This is a genomic window from Flaviflagellibacter deserti (assembly GCF_042652085.1).
Classification (GTDB): Bacteria; Pseudomonadota; Alphaproteobacteria; order Rhizobiales; family Methylopilaceae; genus Flaviflagellibacter; species Flaviflagellibacter deserti.
The window spans coordinates 454,304-464,947 of sequence record NZ_JBHSJF010000005.1; the positions used below are offsets into that span (position 1 = coordinate 454,304).

The 10,644-nt window shown below is 63.6% G+C and carries 9 protein-coding genes; 7 read left to right on the top strand and 2 right to left on the bottom strand.

Translation table 11 applies throughout. The features are described 5' to 3' along the window. Positions 1 to 10: 10 nt before the first annotated feature. The 4 genes from ACFPFW_RS06835 to ACFPFW_RS06850 are packed head-to-tail and all read left to right on the top strand — an operon-like array spanning position 11 to position 4,872. A complete protein-coding gene (locus ACFPFW_RS06835; RefSeq protein WP_162799762.1) occupies positions 11 to 1,096 on the top strand; it encodes a c-type cytochrome in 1,086 nt (361 codons plus the stop codon). Further along, positions 1,093 to 2,010, top strand: coding sequence for a cytochrome c oxidase subunit II (locus ACFPFW_RS06840; RefSeq protein ID WP_162799763.1), 918 nt, complete (start codon positions 1,093 to 1,095; stop codon positions 2,008 to 2,010). The genes ACFPFW_RS06835 and ACFPFW_RS06840 overlap by 4 nt, the downstream gene beginning before the upstream one ends. Further along, positions 2,007 to 4,544 carry a cytochrome c oxidase subunit I gene (gene ctaD / locus ACFPFW_RS06845; RefSeq protein WP_114958182.1) on the top strand — a complete coding sequence of 846 codons (2,538 nt, stop codon included), beginning with the start codon at positions 2,007 to 2,009 and terminating at the stop codon, positions 4,542 to 4,544. The genes ACFPFW_RS06840 and ctaD overlap by 4 nt, the downstream gene beginning before the upstream one ends. A gap of 13 nt (positions 4,545 to 4,557) precedes the next feature. Beyond that, positions 4,558 to 4,872 carry a hypothetical protein gene (locus ACFPFW_RS06850; protein ID WP_114958183.1) on the top strand — a complete coding sequence of 105 codons (315 nt, stop codon included), beginning with the start codon at positions 4,558 to 4,560 and terminating at the stop codon, positions 4,870 to 4,872. 287 nt (positions 4,873 to 5,159) lie between these two features. Here ACFPFW_RS06850 and ACFPFW_RS06855 read toward each other — a convergent pair whose 3' ends face one another. Then, the gene (locus tag ACFPFW_RS06855) at positions 5,160 to 5,813 is read right to left on the bottom strand and encodes a hydrolase (RefSeq protein WP_114958184.1); all 654 of its coding nucleotides are present in this window, start codon (positions 5,811 to 5,813) and stop codon (positions 5,160 to 5,162) included. 154 nt (positions 5,814 to 5,967) lie between these two features. On the opposite strand from ACFPFW_RS06855, the gene ACFPFW_RS06860 reads away from it, so the two are divergent. The 3 genes from ACFPFW_RS06860 to ACFPFW_RS06870 all read left to right on the top strand — a co-directional run bounded on the left by ACFPFW_RS06860 (position 5,968) and on the right by ACFPFW_RS06870 (position 9,910). Then, entirely contained in the window at positions 5,968 to 6,903 is a 936-nt protein-coding gene (locus ACFPFW_RS06860; RefSeq protein ID WP_114958185.1) for a LysR family transcriptional regulator, read from the top strand. Positions 6,904 to 7,062: 159 nt separating this feature from the next. Continuing rightward, positions 7,063 to 7,998 (top strand): pirin family protein, encoded by a 936-nt coding sequence (locus ACFPFW_RS06865; protein WP_114958198.1) that lies wholly within the window; start codon positions 7,063 to 7,065, stop codon positions 7,996 to 7,998. 487 nt (positions 7,999 to 8,485) lie between these two features. After that, on the top strand, positions 8,486 to 9,910 hold the full coding sequence (locus ACFPFW_RS06870) for a sensor histidine kinase (RefSeq protein ID WP_114958186.1): 1,425 nt from the start codon (positions 8,486 to 8,488) through the stop codon (positions 9,908 to 9,910). A gap of 320 nt (positions 9,911 to 10,230) precedes the next feature. On the opposite strand, the gene ACFPFW_RS06875 is transcribed toward ACFPFW_RS06870, so the two are convergent. Then, entirely contained in the window at positions 10,231 to 10,515 is a 285-nt protein-coding gene (locus tag ACFPFW_RS06875; protein WP_114958187.1) for a DUF2218 domain-containing protein, read from the bottom strand. Between the last annotated feature and the right edge of the window lie 129 nt (positions 10,516 to 10,644).

Consider the following 10,644-nt stretch of genomic DNA (forward strand, 5'->3'; position numbering starts at 1 on the left):
ACAAGCCGCGATGGCATTCGTCCTGCTCGTGGGGCTGGGCGTCGCCGCGGCATTCCTGTTTGCGGCGTCCGGGGTCTACAACGTCGCCGCCAGTCGCGGACATTGGTGGATCGTCGACCAGTTCCTCCGGTTCGGCATGGAGAACTCGGTCAAGGCGCGGGCCCCGGAGACGTCTCCAAATCTCGACGATGCCGATCTCATCCGGCTGGGCGCAGCGCACTTTCACGGAGGCTGTGCCTTCTGTCACGGCGCGCCCGGCAGTCGGCCGAGCCCTGTGGTGCAGCACATGCTGCCGTCACCTCCGGATCTGGCCGAACGCGTTGATCGCTGGACCGACGGCGAGTTGTTCTGGCTCGTCAAGCACGGCCTGAAATACGCGGGAATGCCAGCCTGGCCAGCCCAGGACCGCGACGATGAGATCTGGTCAGTCGTCGCCTTCCTCCGTCAGTTGCCGGACCTTGATGCGCGACACTACGAGGAACTCGCGCTGGCCGAGGTTCAAGTCGACGGCGGTGGCGGACGGGAGCTGGCGACGGCTGAGAGCGATCCGGATGGAGTAGGAGCCTGCGCTCGATGCCATGGCGACGCCGGGCGAGGACCCCAGACGAAGCTTGTTCCCCGTCTCCAAGGTCAATCGAGGGATTGGCTCGCGCGTTCGTTGCGCGACTACGCCGAGGGCGCCCGCCACAGCGGGATCATGCAGCCTCTTGCGGCCGCGCTGAAGCCCGAGGCGATCGAGAAGCTCGCGACCTACTATGCCGGACTGCCGCCGCTGGCTCCCGACGACGATCCCCGCCGCGGATCCGTTGAAGAGGGGCAAAAACTCGCCACATCGGGCGATCCCGGCGCGGAGATTCCGGCCTGCATTTCTTGCCACGGCAGCGACGGCTCGCCGGATTATCCACGCCTCGCGGGCCAGCCCGCCCGCTATCTGTCGGCGCAGCTCGCCGCATGGCGAAACGGCAAGGGCGGCACCTCTCCGACCCACGCCATCATGGCTCCTATAGCAGCTCGGCTTACGGACCAGCAGATAGCCGACGTATCCGCATTCTTCGCAAGCCAGCGCGTCGTGGGCCATCCTGGGCTGGCACCATGAACCAGTCCGTGTTGGAGCCCAACGGCGCCGAAGCCGAACGCATCGCGGATCTTGCGCTAATGCTGTTCGGCGGAGCGGCGATCATCTTCTTCGGGGTCATGGCCCTGGCCGCCGCGTCGGTCTGGGGTGGCGTGTCGGTGCGGCGCGCGATCGCTTCGGAGAGGATGATCGTGGCCGCCGGAATTGCGTTCCCGGTGATCACGCTCACTGCGCTTCTGTTCTACAGCTTGTGGTTGATGCGCGCGAACATTCAGGGAAACGCGACGCCCCCCGCCGGCCGCATCGAAGTCGCGGCGGAACAATGGTGGTGGCGCATCACCTATGTCGAGCCTGACGGGCGGCGAATTTCCGAGGCCAATGAACTGCGCCTGCCCGTCGGACGGGAAGTCGAGCTCGTCCTGACGTCGCCGGACGTCATTCATAGCCTGTGGATCCCCGCGATCGGCGGCAAGCTGGACATGATCCCGGGCAGGACCAACAGGATGCGGGTCTCGATCGACGGTCCGGGCATATACCGGGGGCAGTGCGCGGAATATTGCGGGGGGCCGCATGCCCTGATGGCATTCGACGTCATCGCCCTCGAAGCAACCGAGTTCGACGCCTGGGTCCGCGGAGACGTCGCGGGTGGCTCGACGGAAACGGTCCGGGGGCGGGGGATATTCGAGGAATCGGGCTGCGGCTCCTGCCATGCGGTGCGGGGAGCGAACGCTTCCGGCCTAGTTGGACCGGACCTGTCTCGCGTCGGGGGGCGACGCACGATCGCGGCCGGCACTTTGCCGACGAGCCGGGAAAACCTCACGCGCTTCATCGTGGACGGGCAGTCGATCAAGCCGGGAAACCTGATGCCGCCATTCGGATTGTTCGCGGCCGAGGATGTCGATGCAATCTCCGCCTACCTGATGAGCTTGCAATGACGAGCACCGCCGAGCGAGAGACAGCCGAACTGCCCAATCCGTTGCCTCGTCCGCGCGACGAGCTTCGCCGGCTGCAAGCCGTCTGGGCGATCCCCGAGGGTTGGCGAATCCTCAGCGCCGTCAACAACAGCGTCATCGGCTACTTCTATATCGGCGCGGCTTTCCTGTTCTTTGTGCTGGCGGGCGTTCTCGCGCTTTTGATGCGCGTTCAGCTGGCGGTTCCGGGCAACCTCTTCCTCGATCAGGAAAGCTACAATCAGATCTTCACCATGCACGGCACGGTGATGATGTTCCTCTTCGCCGTGCCTGCCGTTGAAGCGATGGGCGTCCTCCTGCTGCCGCAGATGCTGGGCGCGCGGGACCTGCCGTTCCCACGTCTCGGAGCATTCGCGTTCTGGGCCTATCTGGTCGGCGGTCTAGTCTTCTTCTCGACTCTGTTCTTCGACATGGCGCCCTCCGGCGGCTGGTTCATGTATCCGCCGCTGACGGGCTCCAGGTTCTCACCTGGTACCGGAGCCGACTTTTGGTTGCTCGGGATCGGCTTCATCGAGATTTCTGCGATCGCCGGGGCGATCGAGATCATCGTCGGCGTGCTCCGGACGCGGGCACCCGGCATGTCGCTCGACAAGATGCCGATCTTCGCCTGGACGATGTTGATCTTCGCCGTGATGATCGTCTTCGCGTTTCCGGCGGTCATCCTGGCGACGATGATGCTCGAACTGGAGCGCGCCTTCGACTGGCCGTTCTTCATCCCGGATAGGGGAGGAGACGCGCTTCTCTGGCAGCATCTGTTCTGGTTCTTCGGACATCCCGAGGTCTACATCATCTTCCTACCAGCCGCGGGCATGGTGTCGATGATCGTGCCGACGATGGCCGCCACTCCGCTGGTCGGCTATCGCCTGATCGTGGTCGCGCTGATCGCCACTGGCTTCTTCAGCTTCGGCCTGTGGGTCCATCACATGTTCACCACGGGCATCCCGGCGATGTCGCTCGGCTTCTTCTCCGCGGCGAGCATGGCGGTGTCGGTGCCGAGTGGAATCCAGGTGTTTTCCTGGATCGCGACAATGGCAGCGGGACGCCTGCGGATCACGGCGGCATCGTTGTTCGTCCTCGGCTTCCTGTTCATCTTCACACTGGGCGGACTGACGGGCGTGATGGTCGCAATGGTCCCGTTCGACTGGCAGGCCCACGACACCTACTTTGTCGTCGCCCATTTCCATTACGTGCTTGTCGGCGGGATGGTGTTCCCGCTCTTCGCCGCGTTCTATTACTGGGCGCCAGCCTTCAGCCGACGCGCATTGTCGGAGCGCCTAGGCAAGATCGCCTTCGTCCTGATGTTCGTCGGCTTCAACATCGCGTTCTTTCCGATGCACATCGCGGGACTAATCGGGATGCCGAGGCGCGTCTACACATATCCAGCAGGATTGGGATGGGAGACGCCTAATCTGGCCTCGACTATCGGTGCGTTCATGATCGCCGCGGGCGTGCTCGTATTTCTGCTAGACCTGATCCGCCATCTCAGACCGACCGTCGGAGCTTCCGCGGGGAACGTCTGGAATGCGGGAACGCTCGAATGGCTCGAAAACGACGTGCACGCCGCACGCAGCGTTCCATTCGTCGAAAGCCGCGACCCCCTCTGGGAGGACGCCCGGCTGAGTGCCGATGTGCACAAGGGACGTTACTACCTTCCCGGCACCGTCACGGGGCGACGGGAGACGATTGTTACCTCAGCGATCCTGGCAGAGCCGCAATACGTCGTCCGCTTGACCGGGCCCGGTTGGGCTCATCTGCTGGCCGCGATCTTCACCGCAGCTTTCTTCCTGCTTCTTACGGTCAAGTTGGTCACGGCCGCCATCATTTGCGGCGCGGTGGCGATAGCATGTGTGGTCGCGTGGGCATGGGATACCGATTCTCCGTCCGCAGGTGACGTCGACATCGGAGGTGGTATTCGCCTGCCAACTTACGCGGTGGGAGCTGCTTCGCATTCATGGTGGGCGATGATCATACTGATGGCCGTGGCGGGAGCGCTCTATCTCTCCTACGTATTCAGCTATCTGTATCTCTGGACCGTTCGACCGCAGGACTGGCCGCCGATCGCTCCATTGGCATCACACGCGGGCTGGATCGCGTCTGCCGCGCTGCTCTGTATCAGCGCCGCGGCGCTGTGGGCGAGCGGTCGATCGATACGCGCGGCGGTACCGCGGCTCTGGCTTACCGTCGGCCTCACCGTGGTCGGCCTTTTGACGCTGCTCCTCGGCTTGGGCGCGGATGTTGCGTCTCATTGGCTGGCCGGACTCCGACCCCAGCATAGCGGCTACGCGGCGTTGGTTTTCACGGCGGGCTTCCTGCAAGCGGAGATCGTCGCCGCCGTATGTATCATGGGCATCTTCGCGTGCGTGCGCATTCTCGTGGGACTGACCGATGGACGCCGCAGCGTCGTGTTCGACAACATGGTGCTGCTGTGGGGCTACGGGCTGGGACAGGGGGCCCTGGGCCTGTTGCTCACCCACGGATTCCCGCGTCTGGGCATGTAACGCGATGCGAAGCGTGGGCACGCTGGGAATCGGACTTTGGCTCGCTGGCCCGATTATCTGGGCGACGCATTTCATCATCGTCTATGCGTCGGAGTCCGTCGCATGCACGCGACTGGATGCCGATAGCCATTCACTGATCGCGGGCATTGCCACAATCATCGCGCTGGCTTCGATCGCGTTCATCGCCGTTCGATCGAGAGCGGGACGCTTCAGAGATACGGCGTTCCTGCGAACGACCGCGCTGACAATGAACCTGCTGGCCTTCCTCGCGGTGACCTGGGCGGGGATCGCTGCGGTTCTGCTTCCGTCGTGCACTGGCGTCGGTTGACAGCGGCGGTGTGAGCTCCCGCTGACCCAAGGGCGACCTTCGAAGAGCCGTTCGTATCGCGTAGCGCCGGTTGGCAACATATCGGCGCCTCCCTCCGAGATGGCTGTAGAGCTCGTTGCACCCACAACCAGCTCCTTCCCGATTGCGGTCGTAGGAGCAATCACATGCCCCGAGATCGCGGATCGGCGTGTCGGGGCATAGGGAATCCGGACATCCGTGGGGATGACGGCGCTGGACGGGCAGCGTTCGTAACGCGACCTTCGAGCAGCTCGTCATCCCCGCTTGGATCAACCCGCGGTGCTCGGCACCGGGGTGTTGAGCAGCTGCTGCTCCCACAGGAATGCGATGCCGCTGCCGCCGAGGTGATCGATCAGGATCTGTGTCACTTCTTCGACATGCTCGGTGCGTGCCCAGTCGCGCTGCCACTCCCCGGCCAGCGCCATCCAAGTCATCGGGTTCGCGCCGGCCGCGATCATCCGCTGGATGGCAACCTCGTGCGACTCGGTCGAAACGCCGCCCGACGCGTCGGTGATCACAGTCACGTCCCAGCCTTCACCGGCGGCCTGGATGACGGGCATGGCGACGCAGACTTCGGTCCACAGGCCTGCGATGATCAGCTGCTTGCGGCCGGTTGCCTTGACGAGGTCGACCACCTTCTTGTCTTCCCAGGTGTTCACCCAGGTACGGTCGATCACCTCTTGGTCCGGGAAGACGTCCGTGATCTGCTTGAAAAGCAGGCCGCCACGCGCCGCAAGCACGCTCGTGAGGATAGTCGGAACGTTGAAAGCTTTCGCAAGCTTCGCGAGCGCGGTCACATTATTGACCACGGCCTGCGGATCATGGCTGTTCACGTTCGTAAGCTGAAAAGCCTGATGATCGATCAGAACGAGGACCGAGTCTTCGGGACGGAGAAGCGAGGCGAGGCCGTTACGAAAGGTCATGAACACATCCTCCGGTGCCGTCGTGAGTGAGGTTGGTCCGCCGGGCGACATGCTCCGGCTGCGGCACCGTCTAGGAGGCGGACGTTGTCATTCCCATTTGTGATGCGGTAGCGCTGTTTAGCGCCACTCTCTGTCGCGAAATGGGGAACGCCGAATGGACATCGAAGAGCTGCGGACATTCGTGGAAGTTGCAGATGCCGGAGGAGTTTCGCCCGCCGCGCTCCGGCTCGGCGTCTCCAAGTCGATCGTCAGCCGTCGGCTCTTCCGGCTTGAAGCGGACCTTGGCGTCCAGCTTCTCGCACGATCCACCCGCGGGGCTGCGCTCACGGAAGCCGGGGCCACGTTCCGGGATTACGCAGCCAGAGTTTGCGCCGAGATCGACGTGGCCAGGGAAACGATGCTACCTGCAGGTGAGCTTCGCGGCCGCTTGCGGGTTGCTGCGCCGCTGTCTTTCGGCCCGTCCCACTTCGCGCCGGTACTCGCGGAAATGGCGCGGCGCCACCCCCATCTCCACATTCACACCTGTTACAGCGATCGCTTCGTCGACCTCATCGCGGAAGGGTACGATTGTGCGATCCGGGTCGGCTATCTCCAGGACTCCAACCTGATCGCAAGACGTGTCGGGCCGATCTACGGAAAGCTGGTCGCGAGCCCGGACTACATCAAGGCACATGGTTCCCCCGAGAAGCCGGAGGAACTCGCCGACCACCAGTCCCTCATGCAAGGGACGGAAAGCTGGCAATTCATGGTTGGCGACGAGATCGTCACGGTTCGTCCGCAGGGGCGCTTCAAAGCCGACAATGCCGTCGCTCTCGCCGCCGCGGCGGCAGCAGGGCTTGGCGTCGCCTGGCTTCCGGATTGCGTCACCCATGACTATGTGGCCTCGGGCGCGCTTGTTCCGGTGATGACACACCATCCGCCACCTCCGGCAGGAGCCTATGTCGTCCGGCCGCCAGGGCAGCATCCTGCACGGAAGATTCGGGTGCTCACCGAACTGCTGATCGAGTATTTCGAACGGCCTCCGCACTTTGCGACTGCGGTCGCCAAACCACGAACGACGCGAAGCTCCGAGCCGGCCTCGGCGACATAGCTGCGACGTTCCGCTTTCCGCGACAAAGCTCGACGGATTGCGGGGCTAGTTGGAGAGACGGCCGCTTGCCAGATCGGGCAGTCGTTGGACCGGTAGCGCCCCCTCGCGCGGTGCAGACGAGGACGGGATCGCCCGGCAGTCCAGGAGAGGATGACGCAGATGAGTTGGAACCCAGCAATCGAACCGGGTTGTCCCGATGAGGTGGGCGTGGACGCGATCGAAACCCTCATCGTTCCGCGTGCTCGAGACCTTGGCGGCTTCGAGGTTCGGCGCGCTCTGCCGGCGCCGAAGCGGCAGATGGTCGGGCCGTTCATCTTCTTCGACCAGGCCGGGCCGGCCGAGTTCCTGACCGGCCAGGGCGTCGATGTCCGGCCGCACCCGCATATTGGTCTCGGCACCGTCACCTACCTGTATCGCGGCGACTTCCATCACCGAGACAGCATCGGATCCGACCAGATCATCCGTCCCGGCGCGCTGAACTGGATGGTCGCCGGGCGCGGGGTTTCCCATTCGGAGCGCACGTCGGCAGCGGCCCGGAGCGGTCCGAACAGCCTGTTCGGGATTCAGACTTGGCTGGCCCTGCCCGACAGTCACGAGGACATCGCGCCCATGTTCGAGCATCACGGCAAGGAGGCGCTGCCGGTGATCGAGGACCTTGGCGTCTCGGTTCGGCTTATCCTCGGAAACGCCTACGGCCAAGCCGCCCCCGCGACGATGTTCTCGGAGACATTCTACGCCGATGTGACGCTCGACGCAGGAAGCCGATTGCCGATGCCAGACGACCATGAGGACAGAGGCATCTATATCGTCGAAGGCTCGATCTCGGTCGCTGGCCAGGATTACGCAGCATCTCAGATGATGGTTTTCCGGCCTGGCGACAGGATTACGGTGGCGGCCGGCAGCAGAGGCGCGCGGCTGATGATTCTCGGCGGCGCAACACTCGCGGGACCACGTTACATCTGGTGGAACTTCGTCGCCTCCTCGGAGGAGCGTATCGAAGAAGCCAAGGCCGAATGGCGCGCGCAGAATTGGGGCAAGGGGCGCTTCGATCTCCCGGTCGATGACCGGGATGAGCACATACCTCTTCCTATCTGACCAGCGCTAACGAACGCGACTAGGGCAATCCAGAACGACATGGATGCACACTGGCATTAAGGTCTGAGCTCGCTGACAGCCCAGACCCCAAGTCCTCTCTTGGCGCTTTCTGGGAGCGGACGAGCAGGCGTATCCGGCGCATTTCGCCGTGTTTGCCAGATATGAGGATATCCAGAAGATCCCGGGCCACTCCACGGTCCCGGAGCGATACCCATTCGAGGGATTTGAACGGTTTCTCAACGCGGCCGCTGAGCATTATCCCGTCCGCCTGAACTGACAGCAAGCCCCGCGCATAGGCGTCGCGACAGCGCAGGCTGTCCAACGCTGATCTCGCCTCACAAGTCTTGGCCGTCGGTCTGCTGGGAGAATCCGAAGACGCGTTGCGACAGCCGCCGGGCAGCCCCGCAATCATCAGAAACGGTTCATCTGTCCTCTCGACGGACCTGATGTGGAGTCGTACCGTTACGGAACAACAAGGGGCGGTGCCATGTCCCAGGATCCCAGGGTCCAGCACGATGTGACGCGGCGCGCAACGACAGCGCTCAATGGGGACGAGGCGCGCTATCGTTTCCTATTCGAAGCAATCGACACAGGGTTCTGTACCATCCAGGTCGTCTTCGACGAGCGCGGCAAGGCCACCGATTACGTCTTCCTCGAGGTCAATCCGGCCTTCATCTCGCATACCGGGCTTGTGGACGCCGTCCGCAAGAGCATTCGAGAGCTTCGGCCGGAGCACGAGGATTATTGGTTCGAAACCTACGGCCGGATCGTGACGACAGGTCGCCCCGAGCGTTTCGAACGTCTCTCACCATCGCTCGGCCGCTGGTTCGATGTCTACGCCTTCCCAATCGGTCCTCCGGAACGTCAAGAACTCGCGATCCGGCTGTACGACATTACGGATCGTAAGCGTGCGGAGGACGCCCTCCGCGTCACCGCCGAACGGCTCCGCCACGTCGTCGATGGCGCCCGAGAGTATGCGATTATCTCCCTCGACGCGGACGGCCGGATAACGGGTTGGGACGGCGGCGCTCGACGCCTTCTAGGATACGACGAGGCTGAGACGCTCGGCTTGCCCATCGACATCTTCTATACACCCGAAGACTGCGCCTCCGGAGTGCCGGAACGGGAGATGAGGACCGCGGACGAGTCCGGGCGCGCCTCTGACGATCGCTGGCACCTCCGCAAGGATGGCTCCCGCTTCTGGGGCTCCGGCGTGATGCTGCCGTTGCACGATGGCGACAGTGCCCGCTTCCTCAAAATCTTTCGCGATCGCACCGAAGAGCGGCAGGCCGCCGAACTTCAGCGGCTCCTCCTGTCGGAACTGGAGCACCGCGTGAAGAACACGCTGGCCGTTGTGGATGCGATCGCAACGCAAACCTTCCGCGGCCTGGACCAAGAGGCCGAAAAAGCCTTCCGATCACGCTTGCGGGCACTCGCGGGCGGCCACGGGGTGCTTACCCAAGAGCACTGGCAGGGCGCAGATCTGCGGCAGGTCGTGGCCACCGCGCTGAAGCCCTTCAACGACGAGACAAGGGCGCGGCTGCGGATCGAGGGACCGGGCCTTGAGATCGCAGCGAAACCCGCCCTGGCGCTGACGCTGGCACTGCATGAACTGGCGACCAACGCCGCGAAATATGGCGCCTTGGCAAGCGAGAACGGTCGCGTGGACGTGTCCTGGTCCGTCGAGGACGGGCTGGAGGGCAGGCTTCGGTTCCAATGGGTGGAGAGGGAGGGGCCTCCCGTCGCCGTCCCGGCCAAAACAGGGTTCGGCTCCCGGCTGATCCGCAATCTCTCGACCGAACTCGGCGCAACCGTTCAAATAGACTATCCGCCCTCCGGGGCAGTGTGCGTCGTCGATGTGCCGACAGCGAGTCTCCAAGACCAAGCGAACGGCGGAGAGCCAGCGACATGAACGGATCGCGTGAGGGGCCGACCCTGCGATCGACCCCAGGCGGCCCGGAAATCCAGCGAAAACCGCCGTTGTCCGGATGACGGTCTTGAATCTGCCGAAGGCAGGCAAGGTTTGCTGCCGATCTGCTGCGTGCCAGGCGAGAGATCTCCGTCGTTATCCATCGCGAAGCTTCAGGTGGAGTTGGACCATGTCTGACCAATCCAACATGCGGGCGCAAGCGGCACGAACTCGGGAGAGCCGCGACAGGCAGACGGTACTGGGCGAGAAGCGCCTCATGGCCGCTGAAGCTGACTTTCATAGCCGCGCCAATGTGTCGACGCTCAGCGCCAGGAGACAGACAGCGGCTTCTCGCGAAAGGCAAATCGCTCGAGATGGTCGACGACCACCTCCCCCGTTTCCACGGCGACTGCGGACTCCGAAGCGGTGATCTTTATGGAGAGATTGTCTGGACCGGCCTCCAATTCGACCACAGCACCAGACGGCATGATGATCCGCCCGCGGCTCCCCATGAGCGTCACATCCAAGCGATGGGCCCAGTGTTTGCAGAGCTGCTTCAAATACAGGTCGCCGTTCTTGGTTGGAACGTCAGCTTGGATGATCTGCAAATGTTGCTCTCCGAAATCTAGATGACCTTCTGCGCGTCGTGCAGCCGGCGGTAGGTTCCGTGGCGGGCAACGAGGTCGGTGTGGTTGCCCTGTTCGGCGATGCCGGTCTCGGTGACGACGACGATGCGG